Source organism: Streptomyces venezuelae ATCC 10712, from assembly GCF_008639165.1.
GTDB lineage: Bacteria > Actinomycetota > Actinomycetes > Streptomycetales > Streptomycetaceae > Streptomyces > Streptomyces venezuelae.
The window spans coordinates 7,275,132-7,298,663 of sequence record NZ_CP029197.1 but is presented as its reverse complement, the minus strand read 5'-3'; the positions used below and the strand labels follow the sequence as shown (position 1 = coordinate 7,298,663).

Annotated in this window: 23 protein-coding genes; 12 read left to right on the top strand and 11 right to left on the bottom strand. The window is 74.3% G+C overall.

Annotated features, from left to right (window positions below; genetic code table 11):
- The first annotated feature begins 6 nt into the window (after positions 1-6).
- Both DEJ43_RS33400 and DEJ43_RS33395 read left to right on the top strand, forming a co-directional pair.
- Positions 7-615, top strand: coding sequence for an HdeD family acid-resistance protein (locus DEJ43_RS33400; protein WP_015037855.1), 609 nt, complete (start codon positions 7-9; stop codon positions 613-615).
- A 178-nt stretch (positions 616-793) separates the two neighbouring features.
- Positions 794-1,216 (top strand): DUF350 domain-containing protein, encoded by a 423-nt coding sequence (locus DEJ43_RS33395; RefSeq protein WP_015037854.1) that lies wholly within the window; start codon positions 794-796, stop codon positions 1,214-1,216.
- A 25-nt stretch (positions 1,217-1,241) separates the two neighbouring features.
- Here the strand turns inward: DEJ43_RS33395 and DEJ43_RS33390 are convergent, their stop codons facing one another.
- Together DEJ43_RS33390 and DEJ43_RS33385 are read right to left on the bottom strand one after the other, a co-directional pair.
- The gene (locus DEJ43_RS33390) at positions 1,242-1,793 is read right to left on the bottom strand and encodes a hypothetical protein (RefSeq protein WP_015037853.1); all 552 of its coding nucleotides are present in this window, start codon (positions 1,791-1,793) and stop codon (positions 1,242-1,244) included.
- Complete coding sequence (locus DEJ43_RS33385) at positions 1,790-3,226, bottom strand: WGR domain-containing protein (protein ID WP_041663185.1); 1,437 nt, start codon at positions 3,224-3,226, stop codon at positions 1,790-1,792. The genes DEJ43_RS33390 and DEJ43_RS33385 overlap by 4 nt, the downstream gene beginning before the upstream one ends.
- A 176-nt stretch (positions 3,227-3,402) precedes the next feature.
- Between DEJ43_RS33385 and DEJ43_RS33380 the strand changes: the two genes are divergently transcribed.
- Together DEJ43_RS33380 and DEJ43_RS33375 are read left to right on the top strand one after the other, a co-directional pair.
- Positions 3,403-4,560 carry an SPFH domain-containing protein gene (locus DEJ43_RS33380; RefSeq protein WP_233448011.1) on the top strand — a complete coding sequence of 386 codons (1,158 nt, stop codon included), beginning with the start codon at positions 3,403-3,405 and terminating at the stop codon, positions 4,558-4,560.
- An 8-nt stretch (positions 4,561-4,568) separates the two neighbouring features.
- A complete protein-coding gene (locus DEJ43_RS33375) occupies positions 4,569-5,564 on the top strand; it encodes a M23 family metallopeptidase (protein ID WP_015037850.1) in 996 nt (331 codons plus the stop codon).
- 52 nt (positions 5,565-5,616) lie between these two features.
- Here the strand turns inward: DEJ43_RS33375 and DEJ43_RS33370 are convergent, their stop codons facing one another.
- A complete protein-coding gene (locus tag DEJ43_RS33370) occupies positions 5,617-6,324 on the bottom strand; it encodes an ABC transporter ATP-binding protein (protein WP_015037849.1) in 708 nt (235 codons plus the stop codon).
- Between the two features lie 37 nt (positions 6,325-6,361).
- Positions 6,362-7,870, bottom strand: coding sequence for an ABC transporter permease (locus tag DEJ43_RS33365; RefSeq protein WP_015037848.1), 1,509 nt, complete (start codon positions 7,868-7,870; stop codon positions 6,362-6,364).
- A 111-nt stretch (positions 7,871-7,981) separates the two neighbouring features.
- Between DEJ43_RS33365 and DEJ43_RS33360 the strand changes: the two genes are divergently transcribed.
- Positions 7,982-8,806, top strand: coding sequence for an MBL fold metallo-hydrolase (locus DEJ43_RS33360; protein WP_051025971.1), 825 nt, complete (start codon positions 7,982-7,984; stop codon positions 8,804-8,806).
- Positions 8,807-8,848: 42 nt separating this feature from the next.
- Here the strand turns inward: DEJ43_RS33360 and DEJ43_RS33355 are convergent, their stop codons facing one another.
- Together DEJ43_RS33355 and DEJ43_RS33350 are read right to left on the bottom strand one after the other, a co-directional pair.
- Positions 8,849-9,364, bottom strand: coding sequence for a GNAT family N-acetyltransferase (locus DEJ43_RS33355; protein WP_015037846.1), 516 nt, complete (start codon positions 9,362-9,364; stop codon positions 8,849-8,851).
- A gap of 139 nt (positions 9,365-9,503) precedes the next feature.
- A complete protein-coding gene (locus DEJ43_RS33350; RefSeq protein ID WP_041663184.1) occupies positions 9,504-10,742 on the bottom strand; it encodes an ROK family transcriptional regulator in 1,239 nt (412 codons plus the stop codon).
- A gap of 148 nt (positions 10,743-10,890) precedes the next feature.
- Between DEJ43_RS33350 and DEJ43_RS33345 the strand changes: the two genes are divergently transcribed.
- Both DEJ43_RS33345 and DEJ43_RS33340 read left to right on the top strand, forming a co-directional pair.
- Entirely contained in the window at positions 10,891-11,460 is a 570-nt protein-coding gene (locus DEJ43_RS33345; protein WP_015037844.1) for a winged helix-turn-helix transcriptional regulator, read from the top strand.
- Positions 11,457-12,386: a ketopantoate reductase family protein gene (locus tag DEJ43_RS33340; protein WP_015037843.1), complete on the top strand. Its 930-nt coding sequence runs from the start codon at positions 11,457-11,459 to the stop codon at positions 12,384-12,386. Before DEJ43_RS33345 ends, DEJ43_RS33340 begins: the two co-directional genes overlap by 4 nt.
- A 39-nt stretch (positions 12,387-12,425) precedes the next feature.
- Here DEJ43_RS33340 and DEJ43_RS33335 read toward each other — a convergent pair whose 3' ends face one another.
- From DEJ43_RS33335 to DEJ43_RS33325, 3 genes are all read right to left on the bottom strand, one after another.
- Positions 12,426-12,728, bottom strand: a complete 303-nt coding sequence (locus DEJ43_RS33335; RefSeq protein WP_015037842.1) for a hypothetical protein — start codon at positions 12,726-12,728, stop codon at positions 12,426-12,428.
- 13 nt (positions 12,729-12,741) lie between these two features.
- Positions 12,742-12,972: a hypothetical protein gene (locus tag DEJ43_RS33330; protein ID WP_041663182.1), complete on the bottom strand. Its 231-nt coding sequence runs from the start codon at positions 12,970-12,972 to the stop codon at positions 12,742-12,744.
- A 169-nt stretch (positions 12,973-13,141) separates the two neighbouring features.
- On the bottom strand, positions 13,142-14,791 hold the full coding sequence (locus tag DEJ43_RS33325) for an FGGY family carbohydrate kinase (protein ID WP_015037840.1): 1,650 nt from the start codon (positions 14,789-14,791) through the stop codon (positions 13,142-13,144).
- 137 nt (positions 14,792-14,928) lie between these two features.
- Here DEJ43_RS33325 and xylA point away from each other — a divergent pair, with 137 nt between their 5' ends.
- On the top strand, positions 14,929-16,098 hold the full coding sequence (gene xylA / locus DEJ43_RS33320) for a xylose isomerase (RefSeq protein ID WP_015037839.1): 1,170 nt from the start codon (positions 14,929-14,931) through the stop codon (positions 16,096-16,098).
- 33 nt (positions 16,099-16,131) lie between these two features.
- On the opposite strand, the gene DEJ43_RS33315 is transcribed toward xylA, so the two are convergent.
- Positions 16,132-17,169 carry a LacI family DNA-binding transcriptional regulator gene (locus tag DEJ43_RS33315; RefSeq protein WP_015037838.1) on the bottom strand — a complete coding sequence of 346 codons (1,038 nt, stop codon included), beginning with the start codon at positions 17,167-17,169 and terminating at the stop codon, positions 16,132-16,134.
- Positions 17,170-17,368: 199 nt separating this feature from the next.
- The gene (locus DEJ43_RS33310) at positions 17,369-17,689 is read right to left on the bottom strand and encodes an L-rhamnose mutarotase (protein ID WP_041664480.1); all 321 of its coding nucleotides are present in this window, start codon (positions 17,687-17,689) and stop codon (positions 17,369-17,371) included.
- Between the two features lie 179 nt (positions 17,690-17,868).
- Between DEJ43_RS33310 and rhaI the strand changes: the two genes are divergently transcribed.
- From rhaI to DEJ43_RS33290, 4 genes are read left to right on the top strand one after another with little or no spacing between them, the layout of a single operon-like run.
- A complete protein-coding gene (gene rhaI, locus DEJ43_RS33305) occupies positions 17,869-19,035 on the top strand; it encodes an L-rhamnose isomerase (RefSeq protein WP_015037836.1) in 1,167 nt (388 codons plus the stop codon).
- Between the two features lie 53 nt (positions 19,036-19,088).
- The gene (locus tag DEJ43_RS33300; protein ID WP_079179238.1) at positions 19,089-21,209 is read left to right on the top strand and encodes a bifunctional rhamnulose-1-phosphate aldolase/short-chain dehydrogenase; all 2,121 of its coding nucleotides are present in this window, start codon (positions 19,089-19,091) and stop codon (positions 21,207-21,209) included.
- Positions 21,206-22,789, top strand: a complete 1,584-nt coding sequence (locus DEJ43_RS33295; RefSeq protein ID WP_015037833.1) for a rhamnulokinase — start codon at positions 21,206-21,208, stop codon at positions 22,787-22,789. Before DEJ43_RS33300 ends, DEJ43_RS33295 begins: the two co-directional genes overlap by 4 nt.
- A gap of 26 nt (positions 22,790-22,815) precedes the next feature.
- Positions 22,816-23,532, top strand: coding sequence for a (Fe-S)-binding protein (locus DEJ43_RS33290; RefSeq protein WP_041663181.1), 717 nt, complete (start codon positions 22,816-22,818; stop codon positions 23,530-23,532).

Genomic DNA, 23,532 nt, shown 5'->3' with positions numbered 1-23,532 from the left:
GCCCTCATGACACAGGCCCATGACCACCCGCCCCGTCACGACCACGACATACCTCCCGGCCCTCTGGGCGTACTCGCGGGCGCCGCCTGGCAGGCGCTGCTGGTGGCCGGGTTCGCGGCGCTGGTACTCGGCGTCCTCGTCCTGGTGTGGCCGGGCGCGTCGCTGTTCGTGGCCGGTGTGCTCTTCGGCCTCTTCCTGCTGTTCAGCGGCGTCATGCAGCTGGTCGCCGCCTTCGGCACGCACACCACGACCGCGCTGCGGGTCATGGCGTTCATCAGCGGCGCCCTGTCGATCCTGCTGGGCCTGCTCTGCTTCCGGGGCGCGACGCAGTCGATCCTGCTGCTCGCGCTCTGGATCGGGATCGGCTGGCTCTTCCGCGGCATCACGGAGACCATCGCGGCGGCCTCCGACCCGGCGATGCCGGCCCGCGGCTGGCACATCTTCCTCGGCATCGTCAACGCGCTCGCCGGTGTGGTCCTCATTGTCTCCCCCTTGGAGTCGGCCGCGGTGCTGATGGTCCTGGGCGGCATCTGGCTCGTCGCCGTCGGCGCGGTCGAGATCGTCACGGCCTTCCAGGTGCGCTCGCGCGCCAAGAAGCTGCCGCCGGGGACCTGATCGGGACGCTTCGGCGCCCGCTCCCCCGGTCGCGGCCCCGCCCGCCTGCCGTTCACCAGCCCCCGCCGTCCGCCCGATGCCCGGGCGGGCGGCGGCCGCCGTTGACGCGTGCGCTACATTTTGCCGGTCCTTGACCACCGATCCCCCGTGATCGTGACTTCCCGGAGACCGGCACCCCATGAGCGACATCGTCAACGGCCTCGGCCGGGCCGGCGCCTACGGCGCCCTCGGCGTGGTCCTGCTGATCCTCGGCATCGTGCTCGTGGACCTGCTGACCCCCGGCAAGCTCGGGCGGCAGATCTGGGAGGACCGCAACCGCAACGCCGCGATCCTGCTGAGCTCCGCGCTCCTCGGCATCGGCGGCATCGTCTTCACCTCGATCTGGACGACCTACGACAACTTCGGCAAGGGTCTCGTCTCGACGGCCGCGTTCGGCCTGCTCGGCCTGGTGATGATGGCCGTGGCCTTCCTGGTGGTCGACCTGGTCACCCCGGGCAAGCTGGGCGCCACCCTGGTCGACCCGCAGCCGCACCCGGCGGTCTGGGTGACCGCCTCGTGCAACATCGCGGTCTCGGCGATCGTCTCCGCCTCGATCGCCTGACCTCGCGGCCCCACCGGGCCCGGTTTCAGCCCGCCATCGGCTCCACCTCCAGGTAGCGGTGGCCGCGCGGGCCCTTGTACAGCAGGGCCTCCCAGCCGAGCCGGGCCAGCCGCGGCACGCACGCGCCGAGCGCCTCCGCCTCCTCCCGTGCGGCGCCCGAGCCCGGCGGGCCCAGCCACTCGACCACGGCGGTCTCCGGCCGGTCGCCGGCCCGCACGCGGTACCCGGCGGTCGTCCGCGCCCCGGTGGCGTCCACCGAGGAGGGCGTCAGCCCACCGGACTCCAGGGCCAGGGCCACCGCGCGGACCGGCTGCCGCCGCTCCCAGTCGGCGGGCAGGGCCCTCGGGTCGCCGCCGCCCTGGCGGAGGGTCAGCCGTCTGATCTGCAGCAGTCCGTCGAGGGCGGCCCGGACCTCCCTTGACCGCTGCTCGGCGTCCGCCGCGCCCACCGGCGGGCCGTCGCCCGTCGCCGCCTCGAAGGTGCCCCCTCCCCCGGAGCCCGCTCCCGCACCCCCGGAGCCCCCACCGCCGGAGCCCGCGCCCCCGCCCGGGCGCGCGCCGCCCGGGCCCGCCGTCATCGCAGCCGCCGGATGTCACCGCGGACCCGGTAGAAGCCGCCGGCGGCGGGGTGCAGCGCGTCGACCACGTACCGCGCGCCGGGCTCCCGGATCGCCCGGGGGAACTGCACGTTCCACCCGGAGTCGTAGCCCTGGGAGACGACCCGTACCCGCGTCCTGCCGTTCTCCGTCACGCACTCCACGACCACCGAACCGGCCGGGGCGTCGCTGACCGACGTCACGGCGGTGACGGTCGTGGCCGGCTCGTACACCGGCAGGGCGGCGGCGAGCTTGATGTCCCGGGCGACCGGGACCGTGCCCTCCTGGGCCGCCTCGATGGCCGCCTCGCTCGCGTCCACGCAGACCAGCGAGCCGTCCGTGGTCACCAGATAGAGCCGCTCGTCGCGGTACTGCATGGAGAGCGCCGAACCCCCGCCCGTACCGAGCTTCCACAGCCGGGTGCCGTCCTCCGCGAAGCAGTAGACGGAGGAGGCCGAGTCGGCGGCGAAGACGAACCGGCCGCCGGGCGAGGTCGCGCAGGAGTACACCGGACTGTCGCAGGCGTAGACCGCCTCCACCCTGCCGTCCTTCTTCGCGATCCGCTGCACCTTCTTGCGGGACGTGCCCGCGTAGACCGCGGTGTCCTCCTGCCAGCCGAAGAGCACCCCGCCCTCGGTCGCCGTGTGCCACAGCTCGCCGCCGCCGTCGGGCGCGTGCGCGGCGACGCCCCGGGTGTCGCCGTAGTAGACGGCGTCCCCGTCGGCGCGGACCATCCACGCGTGCTCGCCCTGGCCGCCGCGCGCCCACTGGTGCTCGTCCTCGTGGTCGATGACGGTCAGCCGGCCCGAGCGGTCGGCGACGTGCAGGACGCCCTCGTGGATGTCGAGCCAGAAGATGTCGACGTCGGTGGCGATGTCGTAGGCGGCGAAGGGCAGCTTCGACGACAGGTCGTACACCTTGCCGTCGTCGCAGCCCGCGTAGATCCAGAAGTCGTCGGCGACCAGGCACTTGACGCCGTCCGGCAGGCTGAACCGGGCCTGCACCTCGCCGGAGCGGTCGAGCGTGAAGACGTCGCCCGCCTGGTTGCCGACCCAGCAGCGCTCCTCGTCGACGTGGATGCCGAAGGCGGCCGAGCCGGTCCGGAAGCGCCAGAGCACGGGGGCGACGGCGCGGGCGGTGGAGGGCGCGGAGGTCACCGCGCGACGCGTCACGGCGCGGGCCGCCCGCTGTCCCCGTACGGCCGGGGCGTATCCCTTGCGGACCTTCTCCCCTATCTTCTTCGCCGCGGCCGCCTGCGCCTTCGCCGCGGTCGGGAACGTGGAGCGCTGCGTCTGGCCCGCCGAGCCGATGCGGCCGTAACGGACCGACACCGCGAGGTCCTCCACGGTCACTTCGTAGAACTTGTGGGCACCGCCGCCGTCCTGCGACAGCTCCAGATAGGTCGTCGTCGTCATGGTGAAAACGGTAGGGGCAGCCACTGACAACGGCCTTCGGTGAAGCCTTGGCCAAGGGACCTTGGTCCTGGACATTCGGGACGTTCGTCGTGGCATTCCGGACATACACCCCTGTGACGATGGTGCATGAAGATCATCCGACGCGCCGTCACCTCATGGACGGCCGGAAGGGCCTCATGACCGAGCTACAGAAGCGGCCCCTGCCCGTCCGCATCCGCCGGCCCGCGGACGGCATACCGATGAACGACCTCTTCCGGTCCGCCACCTCCCCCACCGAACCGCTCCCCACGACGCCGACGCTCCCCACCCCAACGCGCCGCACCGAGCCCGAGCCCGAGCCGCCCGCGCGCGAACCCCTCGCACCCGTGTCCCTCGCGTCCGAGTCCGCCGCGTCCACGCCCCGCGCGTCCACGTCCTTCGCAGCCACCGCCGTCCAACTCCCCCGCCGTCCCCCGCCCGTCGACCCCGAACTCGCCGAACGTCCCGGCCCCGCCGTCCCCGGCTGGGTCGCCGTCCTCACCGGACTCACCGCGCTCACCGGTGTCGGCACCACCCTGTGGCGGGCCCGCCCGCTCCGGGACGCGGTGCTGCCGCCCTGGCACTGGGCGGCGCTCGCCTGCTGCCTCGTCGTGGCCGTCGTCTCCTTCGGCGGGCTGACCCGGGGACGGACCGGTTCCGCCTGGGTGCTCTCGCTCTTCGGCCGGTACCGGGGCAGCGTGCGCCGCACCGGCCTCGTCTGGATCAGCCCCTTCGTCCTGCGCCGCCGGATCGACGTACGGCTGCGGCACTGGCGCAGCGAGCCGATCGCGGTCGTCGACGCCGAGGGTTCGGCGCTGCGCGTGGTCGTCCTCGTCGTGTGGTCCGTACGGGACACCGCCCGCGCACTGCTCGCCGTCGACGACCATCTCGGCTATCTGCGGGAGCAGGTGGAGGCGGCGGCCGCCCGGGTGCTGTCGCAGCTGCCCGCCGACGCGTTCCGTGGCGACACGCCGACCCTGCGGGACGCCGAGGCGGTCGGCGCCGCGCTGACCCGGATGCTCGCGGCCGAGTGCCGGCCGGTCGGCATCGCCGTGTTCTCCGCACAGCCGACCCGGATCGAGTACGCCCCCGAGGTCGCCGCCGCCATGCGCCGCAGGCAGGTCGCCGCGCTCGACGCGAAGCACCGGGACTCGGTCCTGACCGGCGTCATCGACGCCGTGGACGACACCGTGACCCGGCTGACCAGCCGTGGGCTCGTCGAACTCGACGACTTCGAACGCCAGGCCCTGGTCAAGGACTTGACCGTGGCCTTCTACACCCGCAGTGGCGGCCCGGCCGACCCGAATCAGGAGTGAAGAGGATCGTGGAGACCCCCGCGTTCACCGATGAGACACCCCTCGACTGCGGCTGCCCGGGCTGCGCCGGCGCCGCCCGGCGCGCCGCCGCCGACGGGTCGCGCGCGCTGCCCACCCTGCGCGGGGTGCGCCGCGCGGTCGTCGCGACCGTGGGGGCGGTCGCCCTGGCCGGAGCGGGCGCGGGCACGGCGGCGGCCGAGCCCGCCCCGGCGCACGCGGGCTGGGACGGCTCAAAGTACTGGTTCCGGAACGCCGCGGGCGAGTGGCGCTGGACCAGCCACGCCTCGACGTACGCGCAGCGCTCCGGTGCCTCCGCCGGTACGGACGCCGCCGCGGGCGGAGGCGGCGGGCGGGCCGGGAAGCCGGTGTTCCGGGGGCGGCAGGGCTGGGACGCGCGGGACCGCGTTTACTGGTACCGGTCCCGCGGCCACTGGTACTGGACCAGCCACGCCTCGACGTACACCGAGCGCACGGGTCTGCCCGTCGGCCACACCTCGAAGCCGTCGAAACCTTCCGGTCCTTCCGGTCCTTCCGGTCCTTCCGGCGCTTCCAGGCCGCCCGGCACGTCCGGGCCGTCGGCGCCCTCCGGCGCCGCACGCGGCTGGAGGGCGCCGGTCTCCTCCTCGTACACCTTCACGGGGTACTACGGGCAGCCCGGTTCCTGGTCGAAGGGGTACCACACGGGGCATGACTTCGCCGTGCCCACCGGGACGGCGGTCCGTTCGGTCGGACCCGGCCGGGTGGTGACCGCCGGCTACGGACGCTCGTACGGCTACGAGGTGGTGATCCGGCACCCGGACGGCCGCTACACCCAGTACGCCCATCTCTCCCGGATCGACGTGTCCGTCGGGCAGAGCGTGTCCGCCGGGCAGCGGATCGCGCGGTCCGGGGCGACCGGGCGGGTGACGGGTCCGCATCTGCACTTCGAGGTGCGGACCACGCCGTACTTCGGTTCGGACGTCGACCCGCTGGCCTATCTGCGCGGACACGGCGTGCCCGTGTGAGGGCCTCCCGGGCCCGGCCGGCGGCGTTCGCCGTCCGTCGACCGGGCCCGGGTCAGGCTTCGACCGGGTCGGGCGACGCCGCCCGGCGGTTCTCCTCGACCGTGATCCGCCCCTTGCGGATCGTGGCGAGGCGGGGCGCCCGGCGGGCGATCGCGCTGTCGTGGGTGACCATGACGAAGGTCAACCCGTGCTCCTTCCACAGCCCTTCGAGCAGCTCCACGATCTCGTCGCGCATCGACTCGTCGAGATTTCCGGTGGGTTCGTCGGCGAGCAGCACCTTCGGGCGCTTCACGAGCGCGCGGGCGATCGCCACCCGCTGCTGCTGGCCGCCGGAGAGCTCGGACGGCAGATGACCCCGGCGTTCGCCGAGTCCGACCGATGCGAGCGCCTCGGCCGCCCGGTCGCGGCGCTCCGCGGGCCGCACGCCGAGCGGGACGAGCGTGGTCTCCACGTTCTCCTGCGCGGTGAGCGTGGGGATGAGGTTGAAGCTCTGGAAGACGAAGCCGATGTTCTGGCCGCGGACGGCCGTCAGCCGGCGCTCGGAGAGCGCGGCGAGGTCGGTGCCGTCGAGCAGCACCTGCCCCGACGTGGGGCGGTCGAGACCGCCGAGCATCTGCAGCAGGGTGGACTTGCCGCCGCCCGTGGGGCCCTGGATGACCAGCCGGTCGCCCTGGGCGAGGGTGAGGTCGACCCCGGCGAGCGCGTCGACTCTCTCCTGCCCCCGCCGGTACTGCTTGGTGACGCCGATGAGTTCGTACATGGTGCGACTCCTGTGGTACGTGGGTGGGTTCGGGCGGCTACTCGACGCGACGCAGCGCGTCGGCGGGGCGCAGCCGCGAGGCGCGCCAGGCACCGAAGGCGCCCGCGACGAGGCCGCCGCCCAGGGCGAGGAGGCAGGCGAGGCCCACCGTGGTGACGCTGACGGGGGCGGTGAGGGCGATGTCGACGGCCTTGCCGGCGGCCGTGCTGCCGGGACCGCCGCCGAAGACCATGCCGCCGCGTCCGCCGCCTCCACCGAACCCGCCGCCGAACCCGCCGCCGCCCGCGCCGAGTTCGGCGGTCAGGGTCGGACCGGCAGCGGTCACCGCGTAGGCGCCGGCGAGGCCGATCGCGATGCCGAGGGCGCCGCCGATGAGGCCGTTGACGAGGGCCTCGCCGACGACCTGCCGGGTGACCCGGCCGCTCTTCCAGCCGAGCGCCTTGAGCGTGCCGAACTCCCTCACCCGCCGGGTGACGGCGGAGGAGGTGAGCAGCCCCGCGACGAGGACGGCGGCGAGGAGCACCGCGTAGGACAGCCAACGGCCCACGTCGGAGGCAAGGTTGGCGGCGGTGTCGAGGGAGCCGGAGACCGTCTTGGCGAGGTCGGCCGAGGTGGTGACGGTGGTGCCGGTGACGTTCTTCTGGATGGCCGTCTTGACGGCGTCGATCCGGGTCGAGTCGGTCGCCTTCACGTAGATCGTGGTGATCTTGGCGGCGGACCCGGAGAGCGTCTGCGCGCGCTTCAGCGGCAGGTAGACCTGGGCGGCGGACTGGCCGCGGTCGGCCGTCGCGATGCCGATGATGTCGAACTTCACGTTCTTGACGGTCAGTTCACCGCCGACGGCGAGGTTCTTCCGCTGCGCGTAGGCGCTGTCGACGACCGCCACCGCGGCGTCGGTCTCGGTGGTCTTGAAGGTACGGCCCTGGGAGACGGTGGAGGTGGTGAGGGGGCCGAGATCGGGGGCGGTGACGTCGGTGCCGTAGAGCGTGAAGGAGTCGACGTCGAAGGCGGCACCGCCGCCGGTGACGGTGTCACCGGGTCCTGAACCTCCGCCGTTCGCACCGCCGTTGCCGCTGCCGCCACCGGTCCCGGCGCCCGGCTGACCCTGCTGGGTCTGGCCGCGCTGGATCCGGCCGCGCGCGAACTCCCCGTTGATCTTCAGGTTGACGAGGCTGAGCCCACCGACGGCCCGGTCGACACCGGGCTGCCCCGCCACCGTGGCCACCGTCGAGTCGGCGAGGGTCTGGAAGCCCTGGACCATCAGCCGGTCGCTGCTCTGCTCCTCGCCCTCCTCCTTGCCCTGGAACTCGAACCGGGGACGCTGCGGTTGCGCGCCGTCCGCGGGCCGCTCCTGCGCCTTGGTCACCGTCAGGTCCGTACCCAGGCCGTACAGGGACTCCAGGACCTTGCCCTGGGCCTGGTTCATGCCGGTGGACACCGAGTTGACGACGATGACCAGCGCGATCCCGAGCGCGAGCCCGGAGGCGACGACGAGCGCCGCCCTTCTGCGGCGGCGCAGTTCGCGCCGGAGGTAGGTGAAGAACATGCGCGTGAAGCTAGGGGCGCCGGGTGATGGCGGGATAAGGCCGGCGTGAGAGCGGGATGAGAGTGACGGTCTCCTGGTCACACGGAGCCGGGGGCTGGCAGAGTCTGCCGCATGGCCGATGACGGAGAGTCGACGCGGAGGGGACCGGTGACGGCGCTGCTCGACGCCACCGGACTGTTCTTCAAGCCGGCGCGGGACGCGTTCCCCGGGGCGGTCGCCGCGGAGTGGGCCGCCGCCGCGGCGCTCGACCCGGGTGCGGTGGGGCCCGACGGCGCGTGGCGGCTGGACTTCCGCTGCTTCGCGGTCGCCGATCCCGACGGTTCGGGCTGGACGATGATCGACGCGGGCGTAGGTCCCGCCGAGGGGCCCGGTGCTCCGTGGTGTCCGGTGCCCGGCCGGCTGCCGGAGCTGCTGACGGAGGCGGGGATCGACCGGGCGGACGTCCACACCGTGGTCCTGACGCATCTGCACGAGGACCACACCGGGTGGGCCGCCGACGCCGCCGGACGGCCGTTCTTCCCGGCGGCCCGGTACGTCGTCCAGCGGGCGGAGACCGCCGCGCTCGACCGTCTCGACCCGGTGTGGGACTGGGTGGTGGAGCCGCTCCGGGCCTCCGGGCAGCTGCACGAGGTCGACGGCGGGCACCGGCTTCGTCCGGGCCTCACCCTGCTGCCCACCCCCGGTCACACGCCCGGCCACCAGTCCGTGCTGGTCGAACGGCCGGACGGCCGCGACGTCCTGGTCACCGGCGACGCCGTCGTGCACGCGGTCCAGCTCGCCGCGCCGGCCGTGGCGTACGCCCACGAACGCGATCCGGCGACCGCGCGGGCCTCGCGCGAGGAGCTGCTCGCCCGGGCCGTCGACAGGGGGGCGATCCTCGCGACGGCCCACCTGACCCGCCCGTTCGTCGACCCGCCGGGGGCCGGCACGCGCTGAGGCGCGGCACCGCCCGACGGGGCCGGGCCTCGTGGAACCGGGTCAGGCCCGGGGGTCCCCGTCGGGATGCTCCGGCAGGGCGAGCCAGTCCGACCAGGAGATCTCGCGGCCGAGGAAGCGCGGCTGCTCGAACGGCCAGTCCGCGGCGATCCACTGCGGCACCAGCGCGTCGAGGGCGTCCTCGACCTCGCTGCCCACCAGCTCGTCCACCACCCACCAGGAGATCTCGCCGTCGGCGCCGGCCTTCTCGGGCGGGTCGATGTAGACACAGCCGAGCAGAGCCGTCTCCGCCGTGTCGAACAGCGCGTAGTTGAAGGACTGGTGCGCGGCGATCTCCTTCTCGTGCCGCAACAGGTCGGCCTGGTCGGCCTCGTAGGTCATGGTGGCCGCGGGCCAGCCCCAGGCCGGGCCGAAGGTGGTCCACAGCCGCTCGCGCGAACCCATCACCGCCGGATAGTCGAGCGCGGTGTCCGCCTCCCGGATCGGCCGCAGGTGATGACCACCGCCCGGCAGCGGTACCAGGACGGGGTGGACGAAGTCGTCGGGAAGCCAGCTCATGGCGCCCGACCGTAGCAGGATGCCTGGCAGGGCCTGGGATGCCCCGGAGCAAGCCTTGCGAGGAGCCCGGATCCGTGTTGGCGGGGAGCCCGGATCAGGCCTTGCGAGGAGCCCGGACCGGGTTGGAGAGGAGCCCGGCTCAGCCCCGTCCGTTCGGTGCCGTCCCCGCGCCCGCCCCCGTGGCGGCGTACGCCGACGGGTCGGACAGGACGTCGTGGAGGACGAGGGCCGCCGCGCCGCGCGAGGCGTCGGTGGCGGCCGAGGCGGGGCGGAGGCGGCCCGCGTCCGGGGTCCAGAGGCCCGAGACGACACGGTCGGAGAGTTCCTCGGCCAGCGCGGGGGCCAGCCAGGGCATCAGCTGGGGGTAGATGCCGCCGAGGACGACGGCCTCCGGGTCGAGGAGGTTCACGGCGCCCGAGAGGGCGCGTCCGAGCATGCGGCCCGCCTCGGCGAGCGCCGCGAGGGCCCGCCGGTCGCCCGATCCGGCGCGGCCCACGAGGTCGGGGACGCCGCTGGCCTCCGCCGCGCGGAGGAGCGCGGCCTGTCCGGCGTACTGTTCGAGGCAGCCGCGTGAGCCGCAGCGGCAGCGGGGGCCCTCCGCGTCGACGACCAGGTGGCCGATCTCCCCGGCGAAGCCGTGGGCGCCGCGCAGGAGTTCGCCGTGCACGACGAGGGCGCCGCCGACCCCGATCTCGCCCGTCAGGTGCACGAAGGTGCGGAGGTCGCCGAGCGTGCCGGACCACAGCTCGGCGAGGGCCGCCATGTTGGCCTCGTTGTCCGAGGTGAGGGCGAGGCCCGCAGTGCCGGGGCGGAGCGTCGTGAGGGCGTCGCCGAAGAGGCGTTCGGCGGGGACCTCGTGCCAGCCGAGGTTGGGTGCCTGCCGGACGGTCCCGCCGGAGACGAGGCCGGGCAGCGCGAGTCCGGCTCCGGCCGGGACGAGCCGCCGTTCGGCGGCGGCGTCCAGGGCCTCGGCGGCGATGCGGGCGGCGCGGGCGAGGACCTCGGGGGCGTCGGCCGCGCGGTTGTCGAGGCGTTCGGTGTGCCGGACGCGGTCCGTGCCGGTGAGGTCGACGACGCGGACCGTCACGTAGTCGACGTTGATCTCGACGCCGAGGCCGGCGGGTCCGGTGTCGGCGGGTTTCAGGACGGTACCCGGTCGCCCGGCCTGCCCGCTGAACGTCTTGCCCGACTCGACGAGGAAGCCGAGGTCGAGGAGTTGCTCGACGAGGGAGGAGACGGCGGGCCGGGTGAGGCCGACGCGGGCCGCGACGGCGGCCCTGGTGGTCTCTCCCGCGTCGTGGACGGTCCGCAGGACGAGGCTCAGGTTGTGCCGGCGCACGCCCGACTTGTCGGCCTTGGGTTCCGTGGGCTGGTTCATGGTGAGCGAGAGCCTAGTCGCCCCTTTCGCTCGCCCGGAAACAGCTCCGGCGGACATGGAGGGCGAAAAGAGTTCGGTCACCGAACTGTTCTGCGCTAGGGTCCGGCCATGACACTAGGAGTCCGCTCGGCACGCAGGGGGTCCGTTCATGACGCTTCCGCGTGACTACCGCGGCCAGACCTGTGCCCTCGCCCGCTCGATGGAGATCGTCGGCGAGCGCTGGACGCTGCTGATCCTGCGCGACGCCTTCTACGGGGTGCGCAGGTTCGGCGAGTTCGCGGCGCACCTGGGCGTGCCCCGCGCCGTCCTCGCCGACCGGCTCGCCGGGCTCACCGAGGCGGGCGTCCTGGACCGCCGGCCGGAGCCGGGCACGGGCCGGCGCGAGGTGTACGGGCTCACGCCCAAGGGGGTCGCGCTCTGGCCCGCCGTCCGCGCGCTGACCGCCTGGGGCGAGGAGTTCCACCCGGCGGACGGCGGCCCGCGCCGCGTCTTCCTGCACGCCGGGGACGAGGCCCCGCTCGACGCCGACGGACGCTGTACGGGCTGCGGTACGGCCGTCCCGGTGACGGACGTCCTCGTCGCGCCCGGCCCGGGGCTCGCCGCCCCGGGGCCCGACGCCGACCCCGTGACGGCGGCGCTCGCCCAGCGCCACCGCTTGCTCACGCCCCTGCTCACCACCGCGCCCACCGGGCGCTCCACGAGAGGTTCACAACGATGAAGATCCTGGTCGTCGGCGCCGGTGCCACCGGAGGCTACTTCGGCGCCCTCCTCGCCCGCGCCGGACAGGACGTCACCTTCCTGGTCCGCCCCGCCCGCGCGGCGGCGCTGCGCGAACGCGGGCTGCGGGTGGTGGGCCGGGACGAGGAGTGGAGCATCACGCCCCGCCTCGTCACCGCCGACGCGCTCGACACCCCGTACGACCTGGTGCTGTTCTCGGTGAAGTCCACCGGCCTCGACCGGGCGATCGAGGACGTCGCGCCCGCGGTCGGGCCGGACACGGCGGTCGTCCCGCTGCTCAACGGCCTCGCGCACATGGACGCGCTCACCGCCCGTTTCGGGGCCTCGGCCGTGCTCGGCGGCGTCGCCAAGGTGGTCACCACCCTCGACGACAACGGCGACATCCGGCGGCTCGCCCCGCTGGCCCATGTGACGCTCGGCGAGCAGGACGGGACGGCGTCCGCGCGCGCGGCGAAGATCCGGGCGGTGCTCGAAGGGGCGGGCATCGCCTCGCCCGTGCCCGCGCACGCCCTCACGGCGATGTGGCACAAGTGGGTGTTCATCACGACCCTCGGCGCCGTGACGAGCCTGATGCGCGGCACGGTCGGCGACGTGTACGACACGCCCGGCGGCCCGGCCCTGGGCCCGGCGCTGCTCGACGAGGCGGCCTCGGTCGCCGCCGCGGCCGGCCATCCCGTACCGGAGGCGGAGCGGGCGGCGACGCTCGCCGTGGTGTCGGTCCCCGGGTCCCCGATGGTCCCGTCCCTCTACCGCGACCTGTCGGCCGGCCGGCCGACCGAGGTGGAGCACCTCTTCGGCGACCTGACGGCCCGCGCCCGCGCCCTTGGTGTGCCGACCCCCCTCCTGGACCTGGCCACCCTCCATCTGCGGGTGCACCAGCGCCGGGTCACGGCGGGGGCGGAGTAGACGGGGCCGAGGGGGGACGGGCCGCGACCGGCCCCGGGGTCATGGGGTTTCGGGGCCCAGTTCGGTGTCGAGGCGGGCGGGCCAGTCCGATTCGGCGAGGTCCGCGGCGACGAGGAGGTCGCGCCAGTCCCGCGCGGCGAGTTCCTGCGCCTCGTCGAACCCTCGCACGCTGCCCCCGGCGAGCAGCAGCATCGCCGCGTGGCAGCGCTCCTGCGTGAAGAAGTCCCGGGAATAGCCCATGGTCTCCGGGAGGGCAAAGAGCCTGCGGCTGATCTCCGCCGCGGTGTCGGGGTCGGGGAAGTCGCGCCGGATGCGGCGTTCGAGACGGCTGGTGAGCGGCATGGCCGGAGGCCTCCTACGGACGGCCCGAGCGGCGGTTGTAGGCGTCGCTCGCGGTCGGTACGGAATTGTGGACGGCTGAGGAGGAGAAGGACACCCGGTCGTGGTGCGCCTGGTCACGGGCCCGCTGCTCCAGAAGCAGCCCCTCGGCCGTGTCCGTCCCGCCCCGGCCGCGGCGCAGCAGCGTGACGACGAGCAGTGCGCCCACCCCGACCAGCACCGCCAACAGAACCAGCAGAGCCCCCACTTGTGCCTCCCCCGTGTCGTTTTCGCGCAGGGTAATACGGCGGACGCGCCGACGACCAGCGGCCGGGCCGGGGGTTCGCGGGGGCGGCACGGTGGCGGTGGCCCGGACCGCCACCCCCTGGCTCGCGTCCTCGCCGGGCGTGTGGCCCCCGGCCCGTACGGCCCGCGCGTCAGCGCAGCAAGGTCGGGCCGGCGGCGGTGAGGACCGCGGCGATCCGGTCCCAGGTCTCCTCGTCGCGCCGGACCGGCGGCAGCACCTCGCCCGCGCCCGTGCCCCAGGCCGTCGTCAGCGCCACCGGGTCCGCGCCCGTCACGGCTCCCGCCGCGAGGGCGGCCGCGCCGAGGGCGACGAGTTCCTCCGCGGCGGGCACCACCAGCGGACGGCCGGAGAGCCGGCGGACGGTCTCGGTCCAGGCACGGCCGCGCGCGCCGCCGCCGATCAGGCGCAGCGGGCGGTCCCGTACGGCGGGATCGGCCGGGTCGAGGCCGCAGGCGGCGAGGAGTCCGTCGAGGGCGCGCAGCACGGTGTAGGCCGCGCCCTCGTAGGCGGCGCCGAGGACGGCCCGGGGTTCGGTGCCGTGCCGGAGGCCGGTGACGAGCCCGGCGGCGTGGGGCAGGTCGGGGGTGCGTTCGCCGTCGAGGTACGGCAGGACCACGACCTCTCCGCCCGGTGCGGCGTCCTCCCGGTCCAGGCCGAGGAGGGTGGCGAACCGGTCGACGGCCAGGGTGCAGTTGAGGGTGCAGCCGAGCGGCAGGTACGTGCCGTCGGTGGCGGCGAATCCGGCGAGCGCGGGGTCCGCCGGGCGGGTCCTGGTGGCGGCGAAGACGGTGCCGGAGGTGCCGAGGCTGACGACGGGGTGGTCGAGGAGCCCGGCGCCGCCGAGGCCGAGGCCGACGGCGGCGGCCATGTTGTCGCCGGTCCCGGCGGCGACGGCGACGGTCCGGGGCAGTCCGAGGGCCTCGGCCGCGGCGGGGGTCAGGGTGCCGACGCGGGTGGCGCCGCCGGGCGCGACGGCGGGGAGCAGGGAGGGGTCGAGCCCGAGGAGATCCAGGATCTCGCGGTCGTAAGCCCCTGCCCCGGCTGTCGAAGTCGCGGCGCGGGAGCGGGCGTTGGTACGGGTGCCGGTGCCGGCGCCGACTCCCGTGCCCGTACCGACGCCCGAGCCGAAGCCGACGCCGACGCCCGAGCCGAAGCCGATGCCCGTGCCCGTACCCACGCCGACGCCGACGCCCGTACCGACGCCGACGCCCGTCCCGTACCAGCAGGTCCCCGAGGCGTCCCCGGGGTCCGTCACCGGGTGTCCGCAGAGGCGTTCGGTGAGGTGGTCGTGCGGGAGGCGGACCGCGGTGGCCGCCGCCGCGTGCCGCGGTTCGTTCTCGCGCAGCCACTGCCATTTGGCGGCGGTCATGGAGGCGACCGGGACCGAGCCGGTGCGGGCAAGCCAGGCCGCGGGGCCGCCGAGGCGTTCGGCGAGGGCGGCGGCCTGGGGCGCGGAGCGGGTGTCGTTCCAGAGGAGCGCGGGGCGCAGCGGGCGTCCGTCGGCGCCGAGGGTGACGAGGCCGTGCTGCTGCCCGGCGACGGCGATGCCGGTGACGGCGTCGGCGGGGATCCCGGCCTGCCGGACGGAGGCGCGGACGGCCGTCGCCAGGGCGGTCCACCACTCCTCGGGGTCGCTCTCGCGCGCGCCGGACGTGCCGGTGACGGTGTGCGGGGCGCGGCCGATCGCGAGGAGTTCGCCGGTGTCGGCGTCGACGGCCGCGGCCTTGGTGGACTGCGTGGAGCTGTCCACGCCGATCACGACGGAGCGGCTCGTGGGCACGTCCTCACCTCTTCCCTGTAGTGCGTCACGGTAGGTCGTCCCGGGGGCCGATCCGTGGCGGGGGCTGGCGCCCCGCGTGTCCGTCCCGTATTAGTTATCTCAGAAAACAAATCCCGAGAGCAAGAGAAGGACACACCATGCCGGAGCTCTTCTCCCCCACCCCCGAGGACCGCTTCACCTTCGGCCTCTGGACCGTCGGCTGGCAGGGCCGCGACCCGTTCGGCGAGGCGACCCGCCCGGCGCTCGACCCCGTCGAGGCCGTCGAGCGGCTCGCCGACCTCGGCGCGTACGGCGTCACCTTCCACGACGACGACCTGATCCCCTTCGGCGCCCCGGACGCCGAGCGCGACGCGATCGTCAAGCGCTTCCGGGCCGCCCTGGACCGCACCGGGCTCGCGGTGCCGATGGCCACTACGAACCTCTTCACCCACCCGGTCTTCAAGGACGGCGCGTTCACCGCCAACGACCGGGACGTACGCCGCTTCGCCCTGCGCAAGACCCTCCGCAACATCGACCTCGCCGTCGAGCTCGGCGCCACCGTGTACGTGGCCTGGGGCGGCCGGGAGGGCGCCGAGTCCGGCGCGGCGAAGGACGTCCAGGTCGCGCTCGACCGGATGAAGGAGGCCTTCGACCTGCTCGGCCAGTACGTCACCGAGCAGGGCTACGACCTGCGCTTCGCCATCGAGCCCAAGCCGAACGAGCCGCGCGGCGACATCCTGCTGCCCACCATCGGGCACGCCCTGGCCTTCATCGAGCGCCTGGAGCGCCCCGAACTGGTCGGCGTGAACCCGGAGACGGGCCACGAGCAGATGGCCGGTCTCAACTTCCCGCACGGCATCGCGCAGGCGCTGTGGGCGGGCAAGCTGTTCCACATCGACCTGAACGGCCAGTCCGGCATCAAGTACGACCAGGACTTCCGCTTCGGCGCGGGCGATCTGCGTCAGGCGTTCTGGCTGGTGGACCTCCTGGAGACGGCCGGGTACGAGGGCCCGCGCCACTTCGACTTCAAGCCGGTGCGGACGGACGGCGCCGACGGGGTGTGGGAGTCGGCGAAGAACTGCATGCGCAACTACCTGATCCTCAAGGAGCGCGCGGCGGCCTTCCGCGCCGACCCGGACGTCCAGCGGGCCCTGGCCGCCTCCCGGCTGCCGGAACTCGCCGTGCCCACCGCTTCCGACGGCCTCGCGGCGCTGCTGGCCGACCCCACCGCGTACGAGACCTTCGACCCGGACGCGGCGGCGGCCCGCTCCATGGCCTTCGAGCAGCTCGACCAGCTGGCCCTTGAACACCTCCTCGGCGTCCGCTGAGGCGGCCCGCTTCCCGGGGAGCCTCCAGGGGGGTCAGTGCCCGGCGAGCGTCGAGCGGCGGACGACCAGCTCCGGCTGGAGCACCACGTGCGCGTGCCGGTGGTCGGCCGCCCGCTCGCCGGTCTCCTCCAGGAGCAGTTCGGCGGCCTTGGCCCCCAGGGTCAGCGCCGGCTGCCGTACGGAGGTGAGGGGCACGGTCGCGGCCGCCGCGAACTCGATGTCGTCGTAGCCGACGATGGCCATGTCCTCCGGGACCCGGACGCCCGCCGCGTACAGGGCCTGGAGGACGCCGAGGGCCAGCAGGTCGTTGGCGCAGAAGACGGCGGTCGGACGGTCGGGGAGGCCGAGCAGCCGGGAGCCGGCGTCGCGTCCGGAGGCCACGTCGAGCCGCTCGGCCGGGATCTCCCGGAGCGCCGAGGCGGGCAGTCCGGCCTCGGCGAGGGCCAGGAGGGCGCCTTCGCGGCGGTCGCGGATCTGCTGGAGATGGGCGGGGCCGCTGACGTACGCGAAGCTCCGGTGGCCGGTCGCGGTGAGGTGCCGGACCGCGAGGGAGCCGCCGACGACGTCGTCCACGGAGACCGAGCATCCGGCGCCGTCGCCCGCGACCCGGTCGACGAGCACGGCCGGGATGCCGTGCCGGCGGAACTCGCGGAGGTTCTCACCGCTGGGGTCGGCGGGGGTGACGAGCACGCCCCGGACGCGCTGTTCGGCGAAGAGGGAGAGGTAGTCGGCCTCGTCCCGGGCGTTCTGGTCGCTGTTGCAGACCATGACGCCCAGGCCGGCCGCCCGCGCGGTGCGCTCGGCGCCCCGGGCGATGTCGACGAAGAAGGGATTGCCCATGTCGAGGACGAGCAGCGCCATGATGCGGCTGCGGCCGGCCCTGAGCTGGCGGGCGGACTCGCTGCGGACGTAGCCGAGGCGGTCGATGACCCGGCGGACGTGCTGGAGCGTCGCGGGCGAGACCCGGTCCGGCTGGTTGATCACGTTGGAGACGGTGCCGACGGAGACGCCCGCCTCGCGTGCCACGTCCTTGATGCCGACGTTCCCGACCGTCCGCGCGGTGTCCGTCATCCGTCCCACCTGGTCCGTCCTGCCCCTACCGCCCCGTCCGGGCGAGGTCCCGCCCCGGTTTTCATCCTATGCGGCCGCGCCGGGCCGCCCGCCGCCCGCGCCCCGCACGACGCCGCCGCCTCCCCGCGCCGCGCGGCGCCCCCGCCTTGCCCGTGGGCCCCGCGCCCCACCCGTCGACGCCGACGCCGCCCGGCGCCCCTCACGCCAGATGGAAGACCTCCGTCAGCGGCCGCATGGCGGCGTCCGGCGCCTGTCCGTCGAGCTCCTCGAAGAACTCCGCCATCTCCGCCTGCCAGCGAGCGTTGACCTCGGTGGCCTCCATGGCGGCGCGGGCCCGGTCGAAGTCCGGTGTCTCCAGATAGCCGACGAGCAGCCCGTCCTCGCGGAGGAAGAGGGAGTAGTTGTGCCAGCCGGCGGCGGAGAGGGCCGTCAGCATCTCGGCCCAGACGTGCTCGTGGCGCGCCCGGTACTCCTCGACCCGCCCGGCCCGGACCTTGAGCAGGAAGCAGACCCGCCGCATCGCCGTCATGTCGTCTCCTCTCCCCTCCCCCGAGTAGCTGAAATGTTTCAGTTCGGCGCTCGGGACGCTAGGCCGTCCGGTCGAGGAGCGTCAAGAGTCTTGACGGCATCCTGCGTGGTGGTTAGCTTCCCGATCACTGAATCGATTCATTTCAAGGCTTCGAGCACCCCGAGGTGGACATGCCCGACATCGCTGCCGTGAAGGCCGCACTCGCCGCCCAGCGGATCGAAACCCCCTCCTGGGGCTACGGCAACTCCGGCACCCGCTTCAAGGTGTTCACCCGGCCCGGCGTGCCCCGTGACCCGTACGAGAAGCTCGACGACGCCGCCCGCGTCCACGCGTACACCGGCATCGCCCCCACGGTCTCCCTGCACATCCCCTGGGACCGGGTCGACGACTGGGCCGCCCTCGCCGCGTACGCGAAGGAGCGCGGCCTGCGCCTCGGCGCGATCAACTCCAACACCTTCCAGGACGACGCCTACCGGCTCGGCAGCGTCTGCCACCCCGACCCCGCCGTACGCCGCAAGGCCGTCGGCCACCTGCTCGACTGCGTCGACATCATGGACGCGACCGGTTCGGCCGACCTGAAGCTCTGGTTCGCCGACGGCACCAACTACCCCGGGCAGGACGACGTCACCGCCCGGCAGGAGCGGCTCGCCGAGTCCCTCGCCGAGGTGTACGCGCGGCTCGGCGAGGGGCAGCGGATGCTCCTGGAGTACAAGCTCTTCGAGCCCGCCTTCTACGCCACCGACGTGCCGGACTGGGGCACCGCGTACGCCCACTGCCTCGCGCTCGGCCCGAAGGCCCGGGTCGTCGTGGACACCGGGCACCACGCGCCGGGCACCAACATCGAGTTCATCGTCGCCCTGCTGCTGCGCGCAGGGCGGCTCGGCGGCTTCGACTTCAACTCGCGCTTCTACGCGGACGACGACCTGATGGCCGGTGCCGCCGACCCCTTCCAGCTGTTCCGGATCATGCACGAGGTCGTACGGAACGGCGGCCTCGAGCCCTCGGCGGGCGTCGCCTTCATGCTCGACCAGTGCCACAACGTCGAGGACAAGGTCCCCGCCGTGATCCGCTCGGTCATGAACGTGCAGGAGGCCACCGCCAAGGCGCTGCTCGTCGACGCCGACGCGCTCGCCGCCGCCCAGCGGTCCGGTGACGTCCTCGCCGCCCACGCCGTCCTGATGGACGCCTACGCCACCGACGTACGGCCCCTGCTGCGCGCGCTGCGCGAGGAGCGGGGGCTCGACCCCGACCCGGTCGCCGCCTATCTCCGCTCCGGGCACCAGGAGCGGATCGCCGCGGAGCGCGTCGGCGGCGACCAGGCCGGCTGGGGGGCGTGACCGCGCCCCCCCCTCTGCCCGGCTCCCCTCCCCTCCGATCTCCAAGGACCTCCATGGCCTCCGCCGTCCCTTCCGAAGCGACCCCTCCCGAAGCCACCCCTCCCCACGCCACTCCTCCCCGCGTCGCCCCTCCCCGCGTCACGCCACCCGAGGTCGTCGCCCTCCTGGAGCGGGCCCACCGGCTCGGCTCCGACCCCCGCACCACCAACTACGCGGGCGGCAACGCCTCCGCCAAGGGCCTCGTCACGGACCCGGTGACCGGGGGCGCGACCACCCTCATGTGGGTCAAGGGCTCCGGCGGCGACCTGGGCACCCTCACCGAGGACGGGCTCGCGGTGCTCCGGCTCGACCGGCTGCGCGCGCTCGCCGAGGTCTACCCGGGGGTGGAGCGCGAGGACGAGATGGTCGCCGCGTTCGACCACTGCCTGTACGGGAAGGGGGGCGCGGCCCCCTCCATCGACACCGCGATGCACGGCCTGGTGGACGCGGCGCACGTGGACCACCTCCACCCGGACGCGGGCATCGCTCTCGCCTGCGCGGCCGACGGGGAGAAGCTCACGGCCGACTGCTTCGGCGACACGGTGGTCTGGGTGCCGTGGCGCCGTCCCGGCTTCCAGCTCGGCCTGGACATCGCCGCGGTCAAGGAGGCCCACCCGGGCGCCATCGGCTGTGTGCTCGGCGGGCACGGGATCACCGCCTGGGGCGACACCTCGGAGGAGTGCGAGCGCAACTCGCTGCACATCGTCCGGACCGCCGAGGCCTTCCTGGCCGAGCGGGGCCGTCCTGAGCCCTTCGGGCCGGTGGTCGACGGGTTCGCCCCGCTGCCCGAGGCCGAGCGGCGGGAGCGGGCCGCCGCGCTCGCCCCGTACGTCCGGGGGCTCGCCTCCCGGGACCATCCCCAGGTGGGTCACTTCACCGACTCCGGGACGGTGCTGGACTTCCTGGCCCGTGCCGGGCATCCGCGCCTGGCCGCCCTCGGCACCTCCTGTCCCGACCACTTCCTGCGGACCAAGGTCCGGCCGCTCGTCCTGGACGTCCCGGCCGACGCGCCCCTCGACCGGGCGGTCGCCCGGCTGCGGGAACTGCACACCGCGTACCGCGCGGAGTACGCGGCCTACTACGCGCGGCACGCCGCCGAGGACTCCCCGGCGATGCGGGGCGCCGACCCGGCGATCGTGCTCGTGCCGGGGGTGGGGATGTTCTCCTTCGGCCGGGACAAGCAGACCGCGCGCGTGGCCGGCGAGTTCTACGTCAACGCGATCAACGTGATGCGCGGGGCCGAGGCGGTCTCCTCGTACGCGCCGATCGAGGAATCGGAGAAGTTCCGGATCGAGTACTGGGACCTGGAGGAGGCCAAGCTGCGGAGGATGCCGAAGCCGCGGCCGCTGGCGACCCGGGTGGCTCTCGTGACCGGGGCGGGCAGCGGCATCGGCCGGGCGATCGCGCACCGGCTGGTCGCCGAGGGGGCCTGTGTGGTCGTCGCCGACCTGAACGCGTCGAGCGCGGCGGCGGTCGCGGAGGAACTCGGCGGCCCGGACAAGGCGGTGGCCGTCGCCGTGGACGTCACGTCGGAGGAGGAGATCGGCGCCGCGGTGCGGGCGGCGCTGCTCGCCTTCGGCGGGCTCGACCTGGTCGTCAACAACGCGGGCATCTCCCTCTCCAAGCCGCTCCTGGAGACCACGGCGCGGGACTGGGACGTCCAGCACGCGATCATGGCCCGGGGCTCCTTCCTGGTGTCCCGGGAGGCGGCGCGGGTGATGACCGCGCAGGGCCTGGGCGGCGACATCGTCTACGTCGTCTCGAAGAACGCGGTCTTCGCGGGTCCGAACAACATCGCCTATTCCGCGACCAAGGCGGACCAGGCGCATCAAGTGCGTCTGCTCGCAGCCGAGTTGGGGGAGCACGGCATCCGTGTCAACGGCGTCAACCCGGACGGGGTGGTGCGCGGCTCGGGCATCTTCTCCGGCGGCTGGGGGGCGCAGCGGGCGGCGACGTACGGCATCGCCGAGGAGGACCTCGGCGCGTTCTACGCGGGGCGCACCCTGCTCAAGCGCGAGGTGCTGCCCGAGCACGTCGCCGACGCGGTCTTCGCGCTGACCGGCGGCGACCTGAGCCATACGACCGGGCTGCACGTGCCGGTGGACGCGGGCGTGGCGGCGGCCTTCCTCCGATGAGCACCACGGACCACCCGCCGACCCGCTCCCCCGTCGCCGGGGGAAGCCCCGCCGGGAGGACCCCTGCTGGGAGAACCCCCGCCGGGAGAAAGCCTGCCGGGAGCGTCTTCGCCGCCGTCGACCTCGGCGCGACCAGCGGCCGGGTGATGCTCGGCCGCGTCGGCCCCGGGACACTCGACCTCACCGAGGTCCACCGTTTCCCCAACACCCCGGTCCGGCTGCCCGACGGGCTGCGCTGGGACGTCCTCGGCCTCTTCCAGGGCGTCCTGGAGGGCCTGCGCGCGGCGGCCCGCTCCGGTCGCCCCGTCGCCTCCGTCGGGGTCGACACCTGGGCGGTCGACTACGGGCTCCTCGACGCGGACGGCGCGCTGCTCGGTGCGCCGTACCACTACCGCGACGGGCGGACGGAGGGGATCGCGGAGGCCGTGCTGGCACGGGTCGGGGCCGGGGAGCTGTACGGGATCACCGGGCTCCAGCACCTGCCGTTCAACACGGTCTTCCAGCTCGCCTCCGCCGCAGGCAGTGCCCAACTCTTGGCGGCTAAGCGGTTGTTGTTGATGCCGGACCTGATCGTCCACTGGCTGACCGGGACGGTCGGCGCCGAGGAGACGAACGCCTCCACGACGGGCCTGTTCGACGCCCGCGCGGCCGTCTGGTCCGGGGAGCTGCCGGGCAGGCTCGGCATCGATCCCGCACTGCTGCCGCCGCTCCGGGCGCCGGGCGATCCGGCGGGTGGACTCCTGCCGTACGTCGGTGAGTTCACCGGCCTTCCGGTCGGCACGCCGGTGACGACCGTGGCCTCGCACGACACCGCGTCGGCCGTCGTCGCCGTCCCCGCGACGGCCCCCGGCTCCGCCTACATCTCCTGCGGCACCTGGTCGCTCGCCGGGCTCGAACTGGGGTCGCCGGTGCTGACCGAGGAGGCGCGGGCGGCGAACTTCAGCAACGAGCGCGGGATCGACGGCACGGTCCGCTTCCTGCGGAACACCATGGGCCTGTGGCTCCTGGAGGAGTGCCGCAGAACCTGGGCGCGGGACGGGCTGCCGGACGGGCTCGACGAACTGCTCGGGGCGGCCGCGCGCGCCGAGCCGCTCACGGCGCTCGTCGACCCGGACGCTCCGGAGTTCCTCGCGCCCGGCGACATGCCCGAACGCGTCCGGGCGTACTGCCGCCGTACCGGCCAGCCGGCACCCGGAAGTCAGGGGGCGGTGGTCCGCTGCGTCCTGGAGAGCCTCGCGCTCGCCCACCGGCGCACCCTGCGGCAGGCGGCCGAACTGGCCGGCCGGGACGTCCGGCGGATCCATCTGGTGGGCGGCGGAGCCCGGAACGCGCTGCTCTGCCGGTGGACGGCCGACGCCACCGGGCTGCCCGTCGTCGCGGGCCCCGTGGAGGCGACCGCCCTCGGGAACGTCCTCGTCCAGGCGAGGGCCGCAGGACTCGTCGGCGACCTCGGTTCGATGCGCCGGCTCGTCGCGGGGACGCAGCCCCTGCGACACTACGAACCGCGCGACGACCGTGCCGGACGGGCCGCCTGGGACGCGGCCGCCGACCGGCTCGGCCCGTCCCCGAGCAACCCGTGAGAGCAGAGGAGCCCGAGGAACCCGTGATGCGTGTCGCCCTCTTCGTCACCTGCGTCAACGACGCCGTCTTCCCCGCGACGGGGGTGGCGACCGTCCGGCTCCTCGAACGCCTCGGGGTGGAGGTCGACTTCCCCGCCGCGCAGACCTGTTGCGGACAGCCACAGTTCAACACCGGGTACCGCGCCGAGACCGCCCCGCTGGTACGCCGCACGGTCCGCGCCTTCGAGGGCTACGAGTACGTGGTGACGCCCTCGGGCTCGTGCGCGGCGATGGTCCGCCACCACTACGCCTCCTTCGGCGCGGCGGCCGCGGGCCTGGCCCCGCGCGTCCACGAGCTGACGGAGTTCCTGGTGGACGTGCTCGGCGTGACGGACGTGGGCGCGTACTTCCCGCACCGGGTGACGTACCACCCGTCCTGCCACGGACTGCGCCTCCTCGGTCTGGGGGACCGGCCGCGGCGGCTCCTGGAGGCGGTGAAGGGGCTGGAGCTCGTGGAGCTGCCGGGCGCGGAGGAGTGCTGTGGCTTCGGCGGCACGTTCGCGGTGAAGAACCCGGACGTGTCGGCTGCCATGGGCGCTGACAAGATCGCGAACGCGCTGTCCACGGGCGCCGAGGTGCTGTGCGGCGCGGACAACTCCTGCCTGCTGCACGTGGGCGGCATGCTGAGCCGGCAGGGGGCACCGCTGAGCGCGGTGCACCTGGCGGACATCCTGGCGAGCACGGAAGAGGAGCCCTGGCAGTGA

Bases quoted from the DNA above. Each gene is read 5' to 3' on its own strand.
- DEJ43_RS33400 (WP_015037855.1), top strand. From the start codon at position 7: ATGACACAGGCCCATGACCACCCGCCCCGTCACGACCACGACATACCT.
- DEJ43_RS33395 (WP_015037854.1), top strand. From the start codon at position 794: ATGAGCGACATCGTCAACGGCCTCGGCCGGGCCGGCGCCTACGGCGCC.
- DEJ43_RS33390 (WP_015037853.1), bottom strand. From the start codon at position 1,793: ATGACGGCGGGCCCGGGCGGCGCGCGCCCGGGCGGGGGCGCGGGCTCC.
- DEJ43_RS33385 (WP_041663185.1), bottom strand. From the start codon at position 3,226: ATGACGACGACGACCTATCTGGAGCTGTCGCAGGACGGCGGCGGTGCC.
- DEJ43_RS33380 (WP_233448011.1), top strand. From the start codon at position 3,403: ATGACCGAGCTACAGAAGCGGCCCCTGCCCGTCCGCATCCGCCGGCCC.
- DEJ43_RS33370 (WP_015037849.1), bottom strand. From the start codon at position 6,324: ATGTACGAACTCATCGGCGTCACCAAGCAGTACCGGCGGGGGCAGGAG.
- DEJ43_RS33365 (WP_015037848.1), bottom strand. From the start codon at position 7,870: ATGTTCTTCACCTACCTCCGGCGCGAACTGCGCCGCCGCAGAAGGGCG.
- DEJ43_RS33360 (WP_051025971.1), top strand. From the start codon at position 7,982: ATGGCCGATGACGGAGAGTCGACGCGGAGGGGACCGGTGACGGCGCTG.
- DEJ43_RS33355 (WP_015037846.1), bottom strand. From the start codon at position 9,364: ATGAGCTGGCTTCCCGACGACTTCGTCCACCCCGTCCTGGTACCGCTG.
- DEJ43_RS33350 (WP_041663184.1), bottom strand. From the start codon at position 10,742: ATGAACCAGCCCACGGAACCCAAGGCCGACAAGTCGGGCGTGCGCCGG.
- DEJ43_RS33345 (WP_015037844.1), top strand. From the start codon at position 10,891: ATGACGCTTCCGCGTGACTACCGCGGCCAGACCTGTGCCCTCGCCCGC.
- DEJ43_RS33340 (WP_015037843.1), top strand. From the start codon at position 11,457: ATGAAGATCCTGGTCGTCGGCGCCGGTGCCACCGGAGGCTACTTCGGC.
- DEJ43_RS33335 (WP_015037842.1), bottom strand. From the start codon at position 12,728: ATGCCGCTCACCAGCCGTCTCGAACGCCGCATCCGGCGCGACTTCCCC.
- xylA (WP_015037839.1), top strand. From the start codon at position 14,929: ATGCCGGAGCTCTTCTCCCCCACCCCCGAGGACCGCTTCACCTTCGGC.
- DEJ43_RS33315 (WP_015037838.1), bottom strand. From the start codon at position 17,169: ATGACGGACACCGCGCGGACGGTCGGGAACGTCGGCATCAAGGACGTG.
- DEJ43_RS33310 (WP_041664480.1), bottom strand. From the start codon at position 17,689: ATGCGGCGGGTCTGCTTCCTGCTCAAGGTCCGGGCCGGGCGGGTCGAG.
- rhaI (WP_015037836.1), top strand. From the start codon at position 17,869: ATGCCCGACATCGCTGCCGTGAAGGCCGCACTCGCCGCCCAGCGGATC.
- DEJ43_RS33300 (WP_079179238.1), top strand. From the start codon at position 19,089: ATGGCCTCCGCCGTCCCTTCCGAAGCGACCCCTCCCGAAGCCACCCCT.
- DEJ43_RS33295 (WP_015037833.1), top strand. From the start codon at position 21,206: ATGAGCACCACGGACCACCCGCCGACCCGCTCCCCCGTCGCCGGGGGA.
- DEJ43_RS33290 (WP_041663181.1), top strand. From the start codon at position 22,816: ATGCGTGTCGCCCTCTTCGTCACCTGCGTCAACGACGCCGTCTTCCCC.